General features: G+C 66.3%; 21 protein-coding genes. 5 read left to right on the top strand and 16 right to left on the bottom strand.

The features are described 5' to 3' along the window. Positions 1-50 precede the first annotated feature (50 nt). Entirely contained in the window at positions 51-413 is a 363-nt protein-coding gene (locus tag ACVENA_RS05120; protein ID WP_449327914.1) for a HesB/IscA family protein, read from the top strand. A 149-nt stretch (positions 414-562) separates the two neighbouring features. Here the strand turns inward: ACVENA_RS05120 and ACVENA_RS05115 are convergent, their stop codons facing one another. From ACVENA_RS05115 to ACVENA_RS05105, 3 genes are all read right to left on the bottom strand, one after another. Next, positions 563-1,282: an extensin-like domain-containing protein gene (locus ACVENA_RS05115; RefSeq protein ID WP_449327913.1), complete on the bottom strand. Its 720-nt coding sequence runs from the start codon at positions 1,280-1,282 to the stop codon at positions 563-565. Continuing rightward, the gene (locus ACVENA_RS05110) at positions 1,282-1,713 is read right to left on the bottom strand and encodes a hypothetical protein (protein WP_449327912.1); all 432 of its coding nucleotides are present in this window, start codon (positions 1,711-1,713) and stop codon (positions 1,282-1,284) included. Before ACVENA_RS05110 ends, ACVENA_RS05115 begins: the two co-directional genes overlap by 1 nt. A 92-nt stretch (positions 1,714-1,805) precedes the next feature. Continuing rightward, positions 1,806-3,197: a cytochrome P450 gene (locus ACVENA_RS05105; protein ID WP_449328892.1), complete on the bottom strand. Its 1,392-nt coding sequence runs from the start codon at positions 3,195-3,197 to the stop codon at positions 1,806-1,808. 173 nt (positions 3,198-3,370) lie between these two features. Between ACVENA_RS05105 and ACVENA_RS05100 the strand changes: the two genes are divergently transcribed. Then, on the top strand, positions 3,371-4,195 hold the full coding sequence (locus ACVENA_RS05100) for a hypothetical protein (protein WP_449327911.1): 825 nt from the start codon (positions 3,371-3,373) through the stop codon (positions 4,193-4,195). A 3-nt stretch (positions 4,196-4,198) separates the two neighbouring features. Here the strand turns inward: ACVENA_RS05100 and ACVENA_RS05095 are convergent, their stop codons facing one another. The 8 genes from ACVENA_RS05095 to ACVENA_RS05060 all read right to left on the bottom strand — a co-directional run bounded on the left by ACVENA_RS05095 (position 4,199) and on the right by ACVENA_RS05060 (position 12,262). Beyond that, on the bottom strand, positions 4,199-5,548 hold the full coding sequence (locus ACVENA_RS05095) for a dicarboxylate/amino acid:cation symporter (RefSeq protein ID WP_449327910.1): 1,350 nt from the start codon (positions 5,546-5,548) through the stop codon (positions 4,199-4,201). A 73-nt stretch (positions 5,549-5,621) separates the two neighbouring features. Beyond that, on the bottom strand, positions 5,622-7,406 hold the full coding sequence (locus tag ACVENA_RS05090) for an SLC13 family permease (protein ID WP_449327909.1): 1,785 nt from the start codon (positions 7,404-7,406) through the stop codon (positions 5,622-5,624). A gap of 1 nt (position 7,407) precedes the next feature. Further along, positions 7,408-8,484, bottom strand: coding sequence for a chorismate synthase (gene aroC, locus ACVENA_RS05085; protein WP_449327908.1), 1,077 nt, complete (start codon positions 8,482-8,484; stop codon positions 7,408-7,410). Beyond that, on the bottom strand, positions 8,481-8,855 hold the full coding sequence (locus ACVENA_RS05080) for a VOC family protein (RefSeq protein ID WP_449327907.1): 375 nt from the start codon (positions 8,853-8,855) through the stop codon (positions 8,481-8,483). The genes aroC and ACVENA_RS05080 overlap by 4 nt, the downstream gene beginning before the upstream one ends. Before the next feature lie 41 nt (positions 8,856-8,896). Next, on the bottom strand, positions 8,897-9,427 hold the full coding sequence (locus tag ACVENA_RS05075) for a GNAT family N-acetyltransferase (RefSeq protein ID WP_449327906.1): 531 nt from the start codon (positions 9,425-9,427) through the stop codon (positions 8,897-8,899). After that, complete coding sequence (gene fabI, locus ACVENA_RS05070) at positions 9,420-10,247, bottom strand: enoyl-ACP reductase FabI (RefSeq protein WP_257548700.1); 828 nt, start codon at positions 10,245-10,247, stop codon at positions 9,420-9,422. Before fabI ends, ACVENA_RS05075 begins: the two co-directional genes overlap by 8 nt. After that, complete coding sequence (locus ACVENA_RS05065; RefSeq protein ID WP_257548698.1) at positions 10,244-11,326, bottom strand: YihY/virulence factor BrkB family protein; 1,083 nt, start codon at positions 11,324-11,326, stop codon at positions 10,244-10,246. The genes fabI and ACVENA_RS05065 overlap by 4 nt, the downstream gene beginning before the upstream one ends. 3 nt (positions 11,327-11,329) lie before the next feature. Beyond that, the gene (locus tag ACVENA_RS05060; protein WP_449327905.1) at positions 11,330-12,262 is read right to left on the bottom strand and encodes a DnaJ C-terminal domain-containing protein; all 933 of its coding nucleotides are present in this window, start codon (positions 12,260-12,262) and stop codon (positions 11,330-11,332) included. Positions 12,263-12,407: 145 nt separating this feature from the next. On the opposite strand from ACVENA_RS05060, the gene pdxH reads away from it, so the two are divergent. Then, positions 12,408-12,986: a pyridoxamine 5'-phosphate oxidase gene (gene pdxH, locus ACVENA_RS05055; RefSeq protein WP_449327904.1), complete on the top strand. Its 579-nt coding sequence runs from the start codon at positions 12,408-12,410 to the stop codon at positions 12,984-12,986. Further along, a complete protein-coding gene (locus tag ACVENA_RS05050; RefSeq protein ID WP_449327903.1) occupies positions 12,983-13,801 on the top strand; it encodes a PhzF family phenazine biosynthesis protein in 819 nt (272 codons plus the stop codon). Before pdxH ends, ACVENA_RS05050 begins: the two co-directional genes overlap by 4 nt. A 154-nt stretch (positions 13,802-13,955) precedes the next feature. Here ACVENA_RS05050 and ACVENA_RS05045 read toward each other — a convergent pair whose 3' ends face one another. Then, positions 13,956-15,080 (bottom strand): serine hydrolase domain-containing protein, encoded by a 1,125-nt coding sequence (locus ACVENA_RS05045; protein WP_449327902.1) that lies wholly within the window; start codon positions 15,078-15,080, stop codon positions 13,956-13,958. 9 nt (positions 15,081-15,089) lie between these two features. On the opposite strand from ACVENA_RS05045, the gene ACVENA_RS05040 reads away from it, so the two are divergent. Beyond that, a complete protein-coding gene (locus ACVENA_RS05040) occupies positions 15,090-15,512 on the top strand; it encodes a hypothetical protein (protein WP_449327901.1) in 423 nt (140 codons plus the stop codon). On the opposite strand, the gene ACVENA_RS05035 is transcribed toward ACVENA_RS05040, so the two are convergent. The 4 genes from ACVENA_RS05035 to ACVENA_RS05020 all read right to left on the bottom strand — a co-directional run bounded on the left by ACVENA_RS05035 (position 15,496) and on the right by ACVENA_RS05020 (position 18,883). Next, the gene (locus ACVENA_RS05035) at positions 15,496-15,747 is read right to left on the bottom strand and encodes a hypothetical protein (protein ID WP_449327900.1); all 252 of its coding nucleotides are present in this window, start codon (positions 15,745-15,747) and stop codon (positions 15,496-15,498) included. The two genes, ACVENA_RS05040 and ACVENA_RS05035, sit on opposite strands and share 17 nt — an antisense overlap. A gap of 24 nt (positions 15,748-15,771) precedes the next feature. Beyond that, complete coding sequence (locus ACVENA_RS05030; protein ID WP_449327899.1) at positions 15,772-16,992, bottom strand: low temperature requirement protein A; 1,221 nt, start codon at positions 16,990-16,992, stop codon at positions 15,772-15,774. Beyond that, a complete protein-coding gene (locus ACVENA_RS05025; protein ID WP_449327898.1) occupies positions 16,982-17,755 on the bottom strand; it encodes a helix-turn-helix transcriptional regulator in 774 nt (257 codons plus the stop codon). Before ACVENA_RS05025 ends, ACVENA_RS05030 begins: the two co-directional genes overlap by 11 nt. A gap of 204 nt (positions 17,756-17,959) precedes the next feature. Beyond that, entirely contained in the window at positions 17,960-18,883 is a 924-nt protein-coding gene (locus ACVENA_RS05020; RefSeq protein ID WP_449327897.1) for an alpha/beta fold hydrolase, read from the bottom strand. Positions 18,884-19,043 lie beyond the last annotated feature (160 nt).

The following is a 19,043-nucleotide window of genomic DNA, read 5'->3' as shown; positions in this document are numbered from 1 at the left end:
CTATATTGCACGAAACCACCCCGACCCCTCCTGCAAGCCGGAGGGGGGAGATGACGATGACCGACACCAAGACCCGCACCCGCCCCGCCGCGGTGACGCTGACCCCGAACGCCGAGGCGCGCGTCGCCGCGCTGATGGCATCGGCACCCAAGGGCGCGATCGGGGTCAAGCTGTCGACCCCGCGGCGCGGCTGTTCCGGCCTCGCCTATTCGGTCGATTATGTGACCGAGGAAGCGAAGTTCGACGAGAAGATCGAGACGCCGGGCGGCACCTTCTACATCGACGGCGCGTCGGTGCTCTATCTGATCGGCAGCGTCATGGACTGGGTCGAGGATGATTTCGCCGCGGGCTTCGTCTTCCAGAACCCCAACGCCAAGGGCGCCTGCGGCTGCGGCGAGAGCTTCACGGTCTAGGGGCCCGGATCGTGATCGGGTTGGACTGAAACACCACCTTTCTTATCTCGTCATCCCGGCGAAGGCCGGGATCTCGCCGGTGCGTAAGGCCGAGACGATGAGACCCCGGCCTTCGCCGGGATGACGATTCAATCAAAAATGGTCATGCTCTAACGGCACACCGTCCACCCCAGCGGCCGCGCCGCCAGGTCGAGGTGGAAATGGCTAGCGTGCGCGGCATTGTGGTCGGGCGACAGCACCGTGCTGAACAGCCCGCACGACCCGTCGCGCACCGCGTGCAGGAACTCGCTCCGCACATCCTCGTCCTTCCAGTCGTTCAGCAACGAGACGCGCGTGCCGTCGGCGAGGATGAAGGCGGAGATGTCGATCGCATTGGCGGTCGAATGCTCGCTCTGCGCGCTCTGTCCCGCGATCTTGCGGCAATTATAGCTGCCGAGATTTTCGAGCGCGACGACCCGCTGCCCGAAATATTTCCGCGCCGCCGGCTGCACGATATCGCGCGTCCAGAGCGCCATCGCCGCGGTGACCGCGCAGCCCGGCGCCGCATTCGCGGGGCGCATCGTCGGCACCAGCCGGTCGCCGGTCAATATCATGCGCTGGCTGGCGCGGCATATCCCCTGCCCCACCACCGGACGTCGCAGATAGCCCGCCTTGGCGCGGTCGAACGCCGCGAAACAGGCGGCATCGTCGGCGGCAAGCCCCACCAGTTTGCGATGCGTCGCCCAGCCCTGCGGATGGTCGAGCTCGAAGCGCGCGCCGGGAAAATGCTCGGGATGATCCTTCGCCCATCCGATCGCCCGGATCGCGCCGAGCGTCAGCAGCACGGCAACGGCGAACCAGATCAGATAGGGGCGCAGGCTAGGCCGCATCAGGCCGCCAGCGGCACTGCCCGTGGCGCAGGGTCGTCGTCATTGGCCGGTGAACCTCGATCGGCCGAAGGCCGAATGCGGCGTGTCCGCACATAACGCCGCGGTGCGAAGCGCGCGCATTGCAGACCGATCCAGGCCTTTACCGAGCGGAGCCGCGCGAAAGCCGAAAGCGTCCAGCCGGCGATCAGCAGATCGACATAGGCGGTGACATCCCATGCCATCAGGATCGCAATATCGGCGGGCAAGGTCATCGCAAAACCCTGGAGCGCTACCAAACCAACCAGCAGGAACAGGATATGCTTGCGCTCGAACCGCGCCGCGAGATCGAGCGGCTCCTCGACGAGCGTGGCGTGCAGCCGACGCGCGACCGGCGTTTCGGGCGCCGCGAGCATCACCGCGACCAGTCCCGCCAGAAACAATGCGAATACCATCCCTTCTCCCCCTCTGACGTCGGAGAGGAAGAGATAGGTCGCGCGCCGCCTCCTGCAAGCCGCGGAATGGGAACCGAAAGTCCGACGCGTCGTCAGAGCGGCTCGAACGTCACCGTCAGCCCGTCCTTCGGACGCGGGATCGGCAGCATCTGCCATTCGGGCGCGTAGCCGTCGCGCACGACGATCCGATGTGTCGTCACGACATGATGGAAGAAGATTTTCGCCTGCATATAGGCGAAGTGCAGCCCCAGGCACATATGCGCGCCGCCACCGAACGGAACCCAGGCATATTTGTGCCGCTCGCGCGTCGGCTCGGGCGCGAAGCGCATCGGGTCGAATGTCTCGGGGTCGGGCCAATGCTCCTCCATCATGTGCGTGAAAGCGGGGCTCACCCCGACACTGGTGCCGGCGGGGATGCGGTAGCCGCCGAACTCGAAATCCCTGAGCGCGCGGCGCGGGAAGGTCGGCACCGGCGGCACGAGGCGCAGCGATTCCTTGAACGCCCACTCGGTCATTTCGAGCTCGCCGAGGCCGTTGTGCCCGACGCCTTCGCCCGCAGGCGCGACGCTCAGCATCTCCTCGCGCAGCCGGTCCTGCCATTCGGGGTGCTTGGCGAGCTGCCAGACCATCGTCGTGACCGAACTGGTGATCGTATCGTGCGCCGCCATCATCAGGAAATTCATATGATCGACGATCGCGTCGACCGGCAGATATTCCCCGTCGTCATCCCTGGCGCGGCAGATCTGGCTGAAGATGTCTTCGCCCGCGCCCTCACGCCGCTCGGGCACCATCTTGCCGAAATAATCGACCAGAAAGGCGCGTCCCTTCGCGCCGCGGCCCATTGCGGTGAAGGGCAGCGGACGGCGGACGACGCCGATCGATGCCTGCACCATGTCGACGAACGCCTTGTTGACCTTGTCGGCCTCCGGCCCCCACGGGATGCCGAGGAAACTGGTCGCGGCAAGGTCGAGCGTCAGTTCCTTGATCGCGGGATAGAATTTGAAGCTCTTGCCGCTCCACGCGGCGACGCGGTCGCGAATCCCCTCGTTCAGCGAATCGGCGTAATGGCGCATCGGTTCGGGCTTGAAGGCGACCGACAGCACCTTGCGGTCGGCGCGGTGCTTCTCGAAATCCATCAGCATCAGCCCGCGCGGAAAGAGCAGGTTGAGCACCGGCCCCCAGCCCTGTTCGGACGAGAATATCTTGTCGCGGTCAAACATGACGAGTTCATTCGCGTCCGCGCCGTGCAGCGCGACGCTGCGCCCGCCGAAGCTGTTGTTGCGATAGACGCGGCCATATTTGGCGACCATCCGCCGTGCGAAGCCCGGATAGTCGCGCAATTGTTCGAGCGTGTTGCCGATCACCGGCAGGCCGTCCTCGCCCGGAATATGATCGAGCACACTCTCGGGGCCGCGCGGCAGCCAATGCGCCGTATCGGGCCCGAACCGGCTTTCCGACCATGTCAATTTCGCGGGGGCATTCATGCGCAAGACCTCGTCCATCGTTGCAATGGCAGGAGGCTATCGAACTACTGACATCAATGCAAGTAACGCCTTTTCGGTGCACCGCCTCCATTCACCGCAAATTCAACTCGACTCGCGCAATCTGGCACTCAAGATGACGGGTCGCATCCGTTGACCCTCCAAAGGACAAGACCATGCCTCAGAGTTTCAGGCGCTCCCTCTCCATCGCGCTCGGCGCGCTCGCAACGACGACGCTCGGCGGCTGCTATTATGGCGACGTCTACGGTAGCAGCTATGCTTCGGGCGGCGATTGCGCGTCGCGCTATGGCGCCGATTATTACGACAGCGACGGCTATGCCTATGACGACGGCTATGGCTATGACTGCTACGACGCCGCCGATTACAGCGGCGGCTTCGCGCAGATCGGCTTCGGCGGCGGCTGGTACGACGACTATTATTATCCGGGCTACGGCATGTGGCTCTTCGACAGCTATCACAACCGCTATCCGCTGCGCGGCCAGTATCTGAACTATTGGGGCGGCCGCCGCGCGTGGTGGAAGCATCACAAGGATCGCCCGAACGGCGGCAACTGGACGCCGAGGCCCGGTCAGGGAGGCCATGACGGCAAGCCCGGCCGCCCCGGCGGCTGGAATCACGGCGATCGCGACGGCCCGCACGGCAGGCCCCCAAACGGCTCCGCACCCGGCACGCCGCCGCCAGCCGCGGTCAGCCCGAACCGCCCCGACCGCGGCCCCGGCGCAGCGAGGCCTCATCGGCCGGCGCCGGATGGCAATGCCCGCCCGCCCCGCAACTGGTCACCCACCGCGGGTGGTCCTCCGCGCCGCCCACAAGCCACAGCGCCCACTCCCCAGCCGGCGGCGGCGACGCCTCCCGCGGCACGGCCTTCGGCAGCGCGCCCGGCGGCGCCCGTCGCTCGCCCGGCGACGCCGCCGCGCCAAGCGCCTGCCGAGCGGCCGCGGCCTCGTTTCGAGCGCCCCAAGGCGTCAGACAAGCGCTGACGGTCAGCTATCGGCGGGCGGCTTACGCTCGTCGGTCACCATATCCTCGGCCAGTTCGAGCCCGCGCGCGCCGCGATGCGCGGTGTGCGCGGGCGCGTGCGGCCGCTCGGCATCGATCGGCTCCTCGACCTCCAGCATGCCTTCCCATTTTGTGATGACGCTGGTCGCAACCGCGTTGCCGACGACGTTGGTGGCGGTGCGGCCCATGTCGAGAAAATGGTCGATCGCAAAGACGAGCGCGACGCCCTCGACCGGCAGGTCGAACATCGCCAGCGTCGCGGTGATGACGACCAGGCTGGCGCGCGGCACCGCCGCGATACCCTTTGACGACACCATCAAGGTCAGCAGGATCAATATCTGCGTCGCGATCGACAGTTCGATGTCATAGGCCTGCGCGATGAAGATCGTCGCGAAGCTGGCATACATCATCGACCCGTCGAGATTGAAGCTGTACCCCAAGGGCAGCACGAAGCCCGAAATGCGGCGCGGCACGCCGAAACGATCGAGCTGCTCGAACAGCTTGGGCATCGCCGCCTCCGACGACGCGGTCGAGAAAGCGATCAGCAGCGGCTCACGGACATAGCGGATGAGCGAGAAGATGCGCGTGCGCAGAAAGATCGCCCCGGCGCCGAGGAGCAGAGTCCAGAGCAGCAGCAACGCGATGTAGAATTCGGTCAGAAGCTCGGCATAGGTGCCGAGGATGGCGAGCCCATATTGCGCGACGACCTTTGCCAGCGCGCCGAACACCGCGAGCGGCGCAAGAAGCATCACATAGCCGGTGATCTGAAGCATCAGTTCGGCCAGCGCCTCGGCGCCGCGCACCAGCGGCTTCCCCTTCTCCCCGATCGCGGTCAGGCCGACGCCTGCAAACAGCGCGAAGACGAGAATCTGGAGGACGTTGTTCTCCGCCATCGCCTGGACGACGTTTTTCGGGAAGATATGCTCGATGAATTCGAACAGGTCGAGCTTCTTGACCTCCCCGACCTCGGCGGTCGAATGCGCCCCGACCGCCAGATGGAGCCCGGCGCCGGGTTCGAGCAGATTGACCATGACGAGGCCGAGGCTGATCGAGACCAGGCTGGCGAGAATGAACCAGGCGAGCGCACGGGTGCCGATGCGGCCCAGCGCCGAACTGTCGCCCATATGCGCGATACCCGCGATGAGCGTGCCGAGGATCAGCGGCGCGACGAGCATCTTGATCAGATTGAGGAAAATGGTGGCGAGCGTGCCGAAGCCGCGTAGCCAATATTCATAGGCCTGGCTGTCGGCGGGCACGAAGCTTCGCACCGCGAATCCGACGACGATGCCCAAAACCATGCCGATCAAGATGAAAACCGTAAGGCGACGCGCCATCCAATACTCCCCTGTCCCGCCGGTGGCGGTTGCTATCGGGCGGGGGTAACAGGCTGGCTGGCCGCGGGCAATCTCAGGTCAGGAAAAACACGATCGCGAGGCAGGTCGATACGCCGGTGATAATATTCAGCGGCACGCCGATCCTGACGAAATCGACGAAGCGATAATCGCCGGCGGCATAGACGATCGTGTTGGTCTGATAGCCGATCGGCGTCGCGAAACAGGCCGACGCACCGATCATCAGTGCTATCACCAGCGGCCGCGGGTCGACGCCGAGTTCGGCCGCGATCGCGAGCGTCACCGGGGTCATCAGCGCCGCGACCGCATTGTTGCTGAGCAGCTCGGAGAGGAGCAGCGCAAAGAAATAGATGCCGAAGACGAGCACCCAGGGGGGCGCACTGGCGAGCGACGGCTCGACCCAGCCGACCATCATCGCGACCGCGCCGCTGTTTTCGAGCGCGACGCCGACCGCGAGCATCGCGAAGATCAGGATCAGCACGTCGCCATCGATCGTTCCCCACGCCTCGTCGCTGTCGATGCAGCGAGTGACGAGAATAACGCCGATGGCGATGATCGCGGCGACGCCGATCGGCATCACGTCGAGCGCCGCGAGGCTGACGACACCCGCCATGCACAGGATCGCGATCCACGCCTTGCCGCGCCGGAAGGCCCGCGTCTTGGCGAGGTCGGCGCCGATCAGGCCGGGATTGTCGCGCAGCGCCTCGACCTCGCGCGGGCCGCCGGTGACCAGCAGCCGGTCAGCCGGCCGGATGCGGACGCTCGCGAGGTCGGGACCGGCCTCGTGCAGCGGCCGGTCGAGGCCGATGATGCGCGCGCGAATCTTTTGCAGAAAGGGAATATCGGCAAGCCGCTGCCCGATCGATGGATGGGTGGGGGCAATCATCGTTTCGACGACCATGTCGCTCGCGGATGGCTCGCCGTTCCCGATTCCCAGCAGGAAACGCCCCTGTTCGCGCCAGGTCACCAGCGTCGCGCCATCGACCCGGACGATCAGCCGGTCGCCCGCAGCGAGCGTCCAATGCTCAAGCTCGGCACCATGGACGACGGCCGAAGCGCGGCGCACGCCGACGACGCGGCCCGAGCGCGGCAGGTCGCGGAACGCCTCGACTGTCATCCCGACCAGATCATCGTCGTCACTGAGTACCAGTTCGGTCAGATATTGATGCGCATCATGCGTCCCGGCGGCGCCCGCGATCGGCTTGTCCGAGGGCAGCAACCACCACATCAGCCCGAGCGCGATCATCCCCGACGCGGCGGTGACGAGGCCGATCGGGGTGATCTCGAAAATCCCGAAACGCGGCATTCCGGCCTGGCGGACGACACCGTCGACGACGAGGTTGGTCGACGTGCCGATGAGCGTCAGCGTGCCGCCGAGCACCGCCGCGATCGAGAGCGGCATCAACAGCTTTTTCGCGCTGACCCCCGTGACTTCGGCCAGTTTCATCATGATCGGCAACAGCACCACGACGACCGGCGTGTTGTTGAGAAATGCCGAGGCGGCGAGCGCGCCGAGCAGCACCTCGACGATCGCAAGGCGCGGATGCTTTTCGGCGCGCGCCATGATCGCATCGGCGACGCGCTGGATCACCCCGGTGCGGATCAGCGCGCCCGACAGCACGAACATCGCGCCGATGACGATCGGCGCCGAGTTGGAAAACACCGAATAGGCCGCCTCGGCATCGAGGATGCCGAGCGCGAGATAGGTGCAGGCCCCGAGGATCGCGATCACCGTCGCGGGAAGACGTTCCATCAGAAAGCCGACGAACATCGCCGCCAGTATCGCCAGGGACAGGACCGCTTGATGCGCTTCGATGAAAGATCGCAGCGCCTCGATCATGTCAGCCGCACTGGGCGCGGTGGAGCAACTTGTGGTCGGCGAGGACGAGCGCCATCATCGCTTCGACCACCGGCGCGCCGCGGATGCCAACGCAGGGGTCGTGCCGGCCCTTGGTGACGATGTCGGCGGCCTCGCCCGCCCGGTTGATCGTCGGCACGGGGGTGAGGATCGAACTCGTCGGCTTGAAGGCGACGCGAACGACGACCGGCTGCCCGGTCGAAATGCCGCCCGCGATGCCGCCGGCATTATTCGACAGAAAATCGGGGTGATTGCTGCCGTCACTCGCGGGGCGCATCGCGTCGGCATTTTCCTCACCGCGCAGGCGCGCAGCGTGAAAGCCCGCGCCGATCTCGACTCCCTTGACCGCGTTGATCCCCATCATCGCAGCGGCGAGGTCGGCATCGAGCTTGGCATAGACCGGCGCGCCCCAACCCGCCGGAACGCCGCTCGCGGCGCATTCGATCACCGCGCCCAGCGAACTGCCCGCCTTGCGCGCGGCATCCATCATCCCCTCCCAGCGCTGCGCCGCGGCGGGATCGGGGCAGAAAAAGGGGTTGCGGTCGATTTCCTCGAGGTCGAAATTTTCGGGATCGATCGCATCGCCGCCGATCTCGGCGACCCAGGCGTGGATCTGCACCTCGGGGATCACCAGCCGCGCGACGCCGCCCGCGGCGACGCGCGCTGCGGTCTCGCGCGCGCTCGACCGGCCGCCGCCGCGATAGTCGCGGATGCCATATTTGGCGTCATAGGCATAATCGGCGTGGCCGGGACGATAGGCCTGCGCGATTTCGCCATAATCCTTCGATCGCTGGTCGACATTCTCGATCATCAGGCTGATCGGGGTGCCCGTCGTCTTGCCCTCGAACACGCCCGACAGGATGCGTACCTGGTCGGGTTCCTGCCGCTGCGTCGTGTGGCGCGACTGGCCGGGGCGGCGCTTGTCGAGGAAGGGCTGGATGTCGCCCTCCGACAGCGACAGCCGCGGCGGACAGCCGTCGACCACCGCGCCGAGCGCGGGCCCATGGCTCTCGCCCCAGGTCGTGAACCGAAACACGCGTCCGAAGCTGTTGAAACTCATACGCGCGGCGTCCTGTCCATGAACTCGATCCGGTTGCCGAAGGGGTCTTCGGTGAAAAAGCGGTAACGCCCATCGACCGGGCTGTCATCCTTCGCCTTGTGGCCGCCCGCCTCGACCCGCGCGCGCAGCGCGTCGAGCGCGTCGGTCGACAGCGCGACATGCGCCTTTTTGGCGGGGCGGAAATCGGCTTCGACGCCCAGATGCAACTGGTGCGCGCCGACCGCGAACCAGCAGCCCCCGCGCGCCGCCATGTCGGCGGGCTTGGGCAGTTCGGTCAGGCCGAGCAGGTCGCCATAAAAAACGCGCGCCGCCGCCTCGCCCCCCGCCGGGATGGCGATCTGCACATGATCGATGGCGAGCGCAGGGTCCATGCCCGCGCGATGGCGGGAAATGCGCCGAAATTCAACCCTTGTCAGCCGAGCCGGCCAAAGGCGGGGGCATAGTCCGCGCGGCCGCCGCGGGGCCAGGGCGCGCCGGGATCGAGCATCTGCGCCATCAGATGCGGCCCGGCGAACGATGATACGAATCGCGCCGCAAGCTCGGGCGAATAACCGAAGCGCGGATAATAAGCGGTATCGCCGAGAACAAAGCTCATCGCCACACCTTGGTCGCGCATGGCATCGAGTCCGGCGCGGATCAGCGCGCCGCCGATCCCCTGCCCTTGCCATTCGGGCAAGACCGCGACCGGCGCAAGGCCGGCCGCCGTCACCGCTGCGCCATCGGCTTCGACGTCCATCCGGCTGAACAGGACATGTCCGACGACGGCGTCCGCAATCTCGGCGACGAGCGAGACGAGCCCGTCGCCTTCGGCCTCCAGCATCCGCACCAGATCGGCCTCGCCCTGATGGCCGAAGCCGGTTCCGGCAAAGGCGGCGCGAACGACCGCATCGATGGCATCGGCATCCGCCGCTGTCGCTGCGCGGATGACGAAGCCGTCAGGCAAGCGCGATGTCCGGCGCGTCTTCCTGCTTCATGCCGACGGTGTGATAGCCGGCGTCGACATGATGCGTTTCGCCGGTGACGCCCGACGCAAGGTCGCTGAGCAGATAGAGCGCCGAGCCGCCGACATCGTCGATCGTGACGTTGCGGCGCAGCGGGGCATTATGCTCGTTCCACTTGAGGATCAGGCGGAAATCGCCGATGCCGCTTGCGGCCAGCGTCTTGATCGGCCCGGCCGAGATCGCATTCACGCGCACTCCCTGCGGGCCGTAATCGTTGGCGAGATATTTGACACTGGTTTCCAGTGCCGACTTGGCGACGCCCATGACGTTATAGTGCGGGATCACCTTCTCGGCACCGTAGTAACTCAGCGTCAGCAGCGATCCGCCGCCCGCGCCGGTTTCGGGGTCGAAGGGCGTCATCATCGCCGCGGCGCGCTTGGCGACCGCGGTGAAACTGTAGACGCTGATGTTCATCGTCATCAGGAAATCGTCGAGCGTCACGTCGGCGTAGTGCCCGCGCAGCGCTTCCTTGTTGGTGTAGCCGATCGCATGGACGACGAAATCGATCGTCGGCCAGCGCGCGGCGAGCGTCGCGAAGGCCGCATCGAGATTGTCCATATCGGCAACATCGCAATCGATCAGGAAATCGCAGCCGAGCTGGTCGGCGAGCGGCTTCACCCGCTTTTCCATCACCTCACCCTGATAGCTGATCGCGAGTTCGGCGCCGTGCGCGTGGAGCGCCTTTGCAATTCCCCAGGCGAGCGACTTGTCGTTCGCAAGGCCCATGATCAGCCCGCGCTTGCCCTTCATCAGACCCGTCATTCCGTTTCTCCGGCCTTTTTCTCTTCGACAATGATGTCGTCCACGCGCCCAATAGCGTCGTGTCCCAAATCCTCAACCTCGACGAGTGCGGCGTTGAGTTCGGCACCGATCACCATACCCAATCCGACGAGATAGAAAAAGAACAGCGCGACCATCACCCCGGCGAGGCTGCCGTAGGTCGCGTCATAGCTCATCAGGCTGGCGAGCAGCGGCGGCAGCGCGAGCGTGACCGCGACCCACCAGAGCGTGGTGAACAGCGCGCCCGGCCATTTGGGGCATTTGAGGCGGCGGTATTTCGAGGGGGTCAGCGAATAGAAGAGCATGTAGATGGCGAGAAACAGCCCCGCCGCCGACACGATGCGCGACAGCGCGACCGTTCCCGCCGCCTGATAGGCGGACGGCAGCACGCGCGTCACGAATTGTTCGATACCGACGATCAGCACCTGCATGCTGAACGACAGGATCATCAGCACCACCGCACCGGTTATGATACCGATCGACAGCAGCCGATAGTGAAAGAAACCGCGCGAGAAATGGGTGCCATAGGCGCGGCGCAATATATCGCGCATCGTCTCGATGAAGCTGCCGACCGTCCACAGCGCAACGATCGCGCCGAGCCACAGGAAGATGCCGGTGCGCGCGCCCATCACCTCGCGAATCGGCCCCGCCAGCGCTTTGGCGACGGTCGGCGGCATGACCGAGAAGACCGCCTCGATCGCCGCCTCGCCCCCCGCGCTGCCGCCGAGCAGGCTAACGACGGCGGCGACGAGGATGAAGAAGGGAAACAGCGCGATCAGCGCAAGATAGGCAAGGTTGCCCGCATGGATGAAGCCGTCGGTGTATGTGCCGACAAGCACCCGGCGCATCACCCGGAAGACGCGCGTTCCCGGCCCCAGCGTCTCACGTCCACGCTCGATGACGCCCTGCGCCCGCGCGCGCAGTTTGACGCGCTTGGCGCGCTCGGCACGCGCTTCGGGCGAATGCGGCGAATGGCCTTCGGCAAGGAAGAGCTGATCGACCTCGGCGGCGACTTCGCGTTCGAGCGCGGCCGCCACTTTTTTCTCGCTCGGCTCAGCCACGCATCACACGCCGAGGTCCGCCCGCACGGCGCGGCCGTCGGTCCAGCCCTCGACCAGCCTGGCAAGCTCGGCATCCTCCCTGGGGATATCGACCATTAGCCGCACGAGCTGGTCGCCGCGGCCGCCGCCCTTGCTACTGAACCCCTTGCCCTTGAGCCGCATCACCTTGCCCGAGGTCGATCCGGCGGGAATCGACAGCATCACCGGGCCATCGACCGTGGGCACCTTGATCTTCGCCCCCTTGACCGCCTCGTTCAGCGTGATCGGCAGGTCGAGCCGGATATTGTCGCCGTCGCGCTCATAAAAGGGATGGTCGCCGACGCTGATCGTGACGATGCCGTCGCCGGGACCCGCGGCGCCGGGATGCCCCTTGCCCGCGAGGCGCATCTGGGTGCCGGTCTCGACTCCGGCAGGGAGCTTGAGGTCGATCGTCTTGCCGTCGGCGAGCGTGATCCGCTGCATCGCCTGCGTCGCCGCATCGACGAAGGACACCGACAGGCGATAGGCGACATTCGCACCTTTTGAGGGCGGCGGCGCATGGCGACCGCCGCCGAAGCCGAACGGACCGCCGCCACCGCCGCCGCGTCCGCCGAACAGCCCCTCGAAAATATCGCCGAAATCGGCACCGTCGCCGCCGAAGCCGCCCTGCGGATGCCCGCGCGGGTCGCCGCGAAAACCGCCGCCACCGCCGCCGAAGCCGAAGGGCATGGCGGGATTGCCGTCGGCGTCGATCTCGCCGCGGTCGAACTGCGCGCGCTTCGTCTTGTCGGACAGCAGGTCATAAGCCTTGGTGACGTCGGAGAATTTCTCCGCCGCGTTCGGCTTGTCCTTGTTGCGGTCGGGATGCAGTTCCTTGGCGAGCTTGCGGTAAGCGGACTTGATCTCCGCTTCGCTCGCGCTTTTCGCGACGCCGAGGGTGGAATAGGGATCTGCCATCTGTCTTCTGTAGCCCGATAAGTGACTGGCCGTGAAGGCCTGATGAGCGCGCGATGTGGGAGCGGCGCGCGAATGGGTCAAGTTCCGCCTTCACCGGTGACGATGAAACTCGACCATCGCCCCGCGCCGCATTATGACCGCGCGCATGACGACCGATCCCTTTCCCCTGTTCGATGCCTGGCTCGCCGAAGCGCGCGTGAGCGAACCCAATGACGGCAATGCGATGGCGCTCGCGACCGCGACGCCCGACGGCCGCCCCTCGGTGCGCATGGTGCTGCTCAAGGGGCATGGCCCGGACGGCTTCATCTTCTATACCAATCTCGACAGCCGCAAGGGCAGCGAACTCGCCGCGAACCCGCAGGTCGCCCTGCTCTTTCACTGGAAATCGCTGCGCCGCCAGATCCGTATCGAGGGGCCGGCCGCGCCGGTCGAGGACAGCGTCGCCGACGCCTATTTCGCGACGCGCAGCCGCGACAGCCAGCTCGGCGCCTGGGCGAGCGACCAGTCGCGCCCGCTGGACGACCGTGCGACCTTCGAAGCGCGCTTCACCGAAATGCAGGCGCGCTTCGCGGGGCAAGACGTCCCGCGCCCACCGCGCTGGTCGGGCTGGCGCGTCACGCCCGAGCGGATCGAGTTCTGGCAGGACCGCGAACATCGCCTGCACGAGCGCAATGTCTACGTGCGCGACGGCGACGGCTGGACGAAAGGGCTTCTCTATCCATGACCGCGCTCCGCTCCTTTCCGGTCACCCGCGTCGATGCCTTCGCCGACCGGCCGTTCACCGGCAATCCGGCGGCGGTGATGCCGCTCGAGGAATGGCTGAGCGACGAGGTGCTGCAGGCGATGGCGGCGGAGAATAATCTCGCCGAAACTGCCTTCCTCGTCCCCGACGAGAGCGGCGAGGCCGATTATGAGCTGCGCTGGTTCACCCCGGCGATCGAGGTCGCGCTTTGCGGCCATGCGACGCTGGCGAGCGGGCATGTGCTGCTCTCGGCCGCTCAATGGCGGAACGAGATGCGCTTCCGCACCCGCAAGGCCGGCATATTGCAGGTCGCTCGGAACGGCGACGACGAGGGTTATCGCATGGAGTTGCCCGCCTATCGCGCCGGCGCCAAACCGCTGCCCGACATCACGCGCGCGATGGGCGGCGACGTCGTCGAGACGCTGTGGCACGACAGCGGCTATGCGCTGATCGTCTATCACAGCGCCGAGGAGGTGCGTGCGCTGACACCCGATCTCGCCGCGCTATCCGAGGGCGACATTCTTTATATCGCGACGGCGCCCGGCGTGGGCGATCCGTCGGGCGCCGACGTCGTCAGCCGCGCCTTCGCTCCCGGCGCCGGCATCCCCGAAGACCCGGTGACCGGATCGGCGCACAGCGTGCTGACGCCCTATTGGACCACCCGCCTCGGCCGCGACGCCTTCGCCGCTTATCAAGCGAGCGCGCGCGGCGGGCATGTGGGGTGTCGGCTGACCGGCGACAGGGTCGAACTGACGGGGCGCTGCGTGACGACGCTGGTGGGGGAATTTCTGCTGTAGCGTGTAAGGGCGAAGGTCGCGTTCTCGATCTTCGTCATTCCCGCGAAAGCGGGAACCCAGTGTGGGGTCAGCCGACGCACGCCCTGGGTTCCCGCTTTCGCGGGAATGACGAAGCTATAAGACGCAAATGTCGCGACGGCCCCAATGGGCGCCCTCAAAGCGCCGCCGTCAAATCCGCCAGATGCCGCCTGAGCGCCGGAAACTGATCGTCCTTCGTGATCCCCAGCCGCACGATCGTCACCCGCTGCGACGGCGAGACGATGATATATTGCCCCTGATGCCCGATGCAGGCGAAAAGGTCGTTCGGACCGCGGTCGGGCCATAGCGCGACATCGGCGCCCTGCGGACGGCGGCGATTGAGCCAGATATGACCGCCATAGCCCGGATCGTCCTCCGACGGGGTAAGCATGAAGCGCATCCACGTCTCGGGCAGCAGGCGCTGACCGCCCGTGACGCCATGGTTGCGCAGGAACTCGCCGAACTTCGCATAGTCGCGCGCGGTCGCGTGCATGATCGAGCCGCCGATCATCGTGCCCTTGGCATCGAACTCGGGGGTCAGGCTGGTCATGCCGAGCGGTTCGACCAGCCGCCCCTGGATGAAGTCGCGCACGGCGTCGCGCCGCGCCTCGGGATTTTGCGAGGGGGTCAGCGTGTCCGCCAGGATATCGGCGAGGATGACGCTGGTCGCCGAGCTGTAGTTGAATATCTCGCCGGGCTTCGCGGCCGCGGGCTTGGCTTCGGCAAAGGCGGCCATATCGCCCGCGCCGCCGCCGAACAGCATCTCGACCGTATCGCCCCTCCACACCGGGTCGCCGGTCTCGACATGCTCGAGCCCCGATGCCATGTGCAGCAGGTGGCGCAGCGTGATCGCACCGCGCGGATCGCCGGTCCGCTGCCACGCCGCGACCGGTGCCGGGGCATCGAGCGACAATTGCCCGTCGGCGACGAGGAAGCCGACGAGCACCGCGGTGATGCTTTTCGCCATCGACCAGCTTATCAGCTTCGAGTTGCGGTCGAAGCCCTGTCCATAGCGTTCGTAGACCGGATCGCCGTCGCGCAGCACAAGCAGCGCGCGCGTTTCGCCGACATCGTCAGCATCGGCGAACAGCGCGTCGGCCTTGGCCCGGATCGTCGGATCGAGCGCGGGAAGCGCGGGCGAGGCGTCGACCGGCCGGGCCTCGCCGACCGGAGTACCGGACTGCCCCGCCGCCCCGGCGAGCGACCAGCCGCCGAACAGCAACAGCGCGGCACTTGCCAGCATGGCTTTTTTCGTGATCATGGCAACCCCGTGAGTAACACCAACCCGCCCGAAACGGCAACGGCCGACCAGCGGCCCGGCGAGATGCCGCCGCCAGAGGTGCCACCACACCTGCGCGGCCGCAAGCGGCGCGATGGCAAGCAAGGCGGCTGTATGCCGTGGGTCGTCGGTTTCGCGGTCCTGTTCGCGCTGTTCCTCGTCTGGAAGCTCCCCTCGTTCAAGGCGCAGGCCGAACTGGGGTCGGCCTATGCCGCGCGGGTCGGCTGCTCGTGCCGCTATGTCGAGGGGCGCAGCCTCGAAAGCTGCCAGACCGACTTCGAGCCCGGCATGGAGATGGTATCGCTGAGCGAGGATGCGGCGACCAGGACCATCACCGGCAGCGTACCGCTGCTCGCATCGCGCAGCGCCCGCTATGCCGGGGCGAGCGGCTGCCTGATCAATCCCGCGAACTGAGGCGCGCGGCCGTCAAGGCCAGAGCGGCGGGCACGCCGAAGACGAACAGCCAGACGAGCATCTCCTCGCCCCAGCCATAGCCTGCGGACAGCACGCCGACGAGCAGATTGCCCAGCGAAACGACGAGCCACAGGAACAGAAAGGCCCATGTCGCCCGCACCTTGTCGCGGACGAGAAGGCGCAGCACGATCAGCAGCGCGAGGCCTGCGATCAGCATCACTATACTATGCGGCATGGGCTGGTCCCCCCTTCCAACGGTCTATTTGCTCCGGTCGAAGCGTTCGATCCACGGCGCCCAGCGCTGCCAGCCGCCGTGATAGCTGCCCCATTCCCAGACGGCGGTGAAGACGAGCGCCGCGAAGGTCGCGAGGCCGAGCGCGATCGGCTGCCAATGGCCGAACCACGCCGCCGCGCCCGCAGCGAGCAGCAGCGCGCTGCCGAGCATGTGCGAAAAGGGCGGCAGGCGGCGGTCGTTCGTCGCCTTCTTGAACCCCATATTGCCGATCAGGAACAAGAGCGGCCCGCCGACCGACACCGCGAGCAGGCCGGGCTCGATATGCCCCTGCGGGTGCATCAGCAGCATTTCGTCGGCAACCGCCGAGACGACGAGCCCCGCGACGATCGCGATGTGCCAATAGGTATAGGCGTTGCGCGCGATCAACCCCGCCTGGTCGCTCGCCTCGATCCGCTCGCTGCCGCGCTTCGCGCCGCTGTCGAAATAAAGCCACCAGAGCGCCGCCGACCCGAGGAAGCAGATCGCGAAAGCGAACCAGTGGAGTCGGTCCTGCGGCAGTTCGGCAAAGGTCGCGCCGGTGATCAGCACCCCTTCGCCCAGCGCGATGATGATGAACAAGGCGCAGCGCTCTGCCATATGTGCGCCCGAAATGTCCCAGTCGCCCGCCTGCGAACGCCCGAGGATCGGGGTCGGATAGAAAAGCGCTGGCCCCGAATAATCGATCAGCAAAGCGGCACCCCAGAACAACAGCCGCTGCTCGGGCGCTGCGCACGCCCCGGCGATCCACAACGGCAGCGACAGCAGCAGCCAGAAGGTGATCCGCAGGAAACTACGCGCCCGCGCGGGATGGACGCCGAGGCTGACCCAGACCATGTAGAGCGAGCGGCCGATCTGCATCGAACAATAGGCCGCGGCGAAGAGCCAGCCGTTCTTGCCGAAAGCGCCGGGGATCGAACTCGACAGCACGAGCCCGCCGAGCATCAGCACGATCAGCATCAGCCGGACATTCGCGCGTTCGGGGTCGAGCCAGTTCGCGACCCAGGTGGTGTAGATCCAAACCCACCAGACCGCGAACAGCAGCAGCAGCGTCTGCAGCGCCCCGAGCCACCCCAGATGGTGGAGCAATGTATGCGACAATTGGGTGATCGCGAAGACGAAGACGAGGTCGAAGAAAAGTTCGATATTGGTGACCGGCGCATGGCCGTGCCCGCCATGATCGCGGAACAGTTTCGCCTTACCCGTCACAATCGACTCTCCCCCGCGCAAAGTCGCGCCACTCCCCCGGTGACATAGCAAGCTTGCGGCGAAAGGCAGCACAGAGATGCGCATGGCTCGAAAAGCCGGTGGCAAAGGCGATTTCGGCGACCGACAGCGGCCGGTTGGCGAGGAACCAGCAGGCGCGGCGCAACCGCTGATGCAGCACATATTGCGCCGGCGTCCGCCCTGTCACGCGCGCGAAATTGCTGATCAGGCTGTTGACCGACATGCCCGTCTCGGCCGCCATCTCCTCGACCGGGATCGGCATTTCAAGCTGGGTCTGGATCGACGCCATCAGATCGTCGATGCGCTGGGCGATCGCGGGAGGAACCGGCCGCGCAACGCGGCGCGCGAGCGTTTCGGCGAGCAGCGCCGGCAGCGCTGCGGCGGCGACTTGCTTTCCCTCGGCCACTTCGCGGACGAGGTCTGCCAGCATCCGATCCTGATAGGCCGCGATCGGGTGTGCGCCGGATGGAACGGACAGCATATCGACCGGAATTTCGACCTCGATGATCCGCACCCCGCCCCCCTTGGCCGCGGCGCGATAGATATGGCCCGCGGGCACAAACCACATCTCGCCCGGCAGCGGGTCGCCGAGCGAAGTGCGATGCCCGTCGAGCCAGGTTTCGAGCCAGTGATAGCTTCCCGCCTCATGCAGAATGAGCAGATGGGCATCGCGCTCGATAGTCCAATCGGAAGGGCCGTCGATCCGGTCGACCGTCGTGACCGCGCTGAGCCTGCCGACTTTCATGGGCACGAATATGCCAGAGGCGGGAGAATCTGAAAGCCTGCAACTAGGACCAAACTTATGGTTAACTCGCGCCCGGGCTACGCGGGCGCATGATTTTGACCAATTGCGGCAACCCCGCAGAACCGACCCCTCCCGGCAGGCGGCGGCACCCCTGCCGCCTGCCAACTTTTTCGTCCTATTCCAGTCGCTTGTTTTGAAGCGGCTTCAGCCGCCGGCGAGGAAGTCATCCATCGCCGCGTTGACCGCGCCCGGCTTTTCCCACGGCACGAAATGGCCGCAGCCGGGCACCTTCACGATCGTCGATTGCGGCACCAGCGCGTCCATTCCGTCGAGGTTGCACGCGGGCAGCGCGACGTCGTCGAGCGCCCAGATCACCAGCGTCGGGATCGTCAGCTTCGGAAAGGGCGCGGCGGGCGGCGCGGCATAGGGTTCGTCCATCGCGGGGACCACCGCGGGCGAAGCGCGATACCAGTTGATCATCGCGCGGCAGGTGTCGCGATCCTCCCAGTCTTTCAGCAGCCGGGCGATTTCGTCGGGCGGCTGGATGCCGCCGCTCGGGACGCGCCCGGCAAAGGCGTGCGCGAGAATGCCAGCGATGCCATGCTCCGCGATGATCGCGTCGCTCGCCGGGTCGCGGAAGGTGCGGATATATTGGCTCGCCGCGCGCTGCTCTTCATTGGTGAGAAGCAAGCGCTGGAAGATCGCGGGATGCGGTGCGTTGGCGATCACCGCGCGGGTGACCCGACCCGACCATACGGGATGCAGCCCGCCCGGCTGGCCGCCCAGCGCGACACCCCACGCGATCGCCCCGCCCCAGTCGTGCCCGACGATCGTGAACTCCCCAACATCCAGCGCATCGGCGAGCGCGAAGATGTCGGCGATCAGCTTGTCGGGCGTATAGGCATCGACCTCCTGCGGCTTCGACGAGCCGCGATAGCCGCGCTGATCGGGCGCGATGCAGCGATAGCGGTCCGAAAAATGCGGCAACTGAAACCGCCAGGTGCGATGCGATTCGGGAAAGCCGTGGAGGAAGATCAGCACCGGCGCATCGCGCGGCCCCACGTCGACGACGTCGAGCTCGACTCCGGTCGCCAGCTTCACCCGCACCTGTTCGAAATCGCCGCTCATGCATCGCTCCCTTGGTTTCGTTTCGAAACTGTCTGACGGAGCGCGGGGTTACTGACAAGGGGGCAACGATCCCGGCTCCTCCACTTTTGGGGTGGGAAGCGGACATCCCCCATCTTCGTCATTCCCGCGAAAGCGGGAACCCAGAGCGTGCGTCGGCTGA

Source organism: Sphingopyxis sp. 550A (assembly GCF_053569535.1).
The sequence above is the reverse complement of the archived record's forward strand: the minus strand, read 5'-3'. Positions and strand labels throughout refer to the sequence as shown.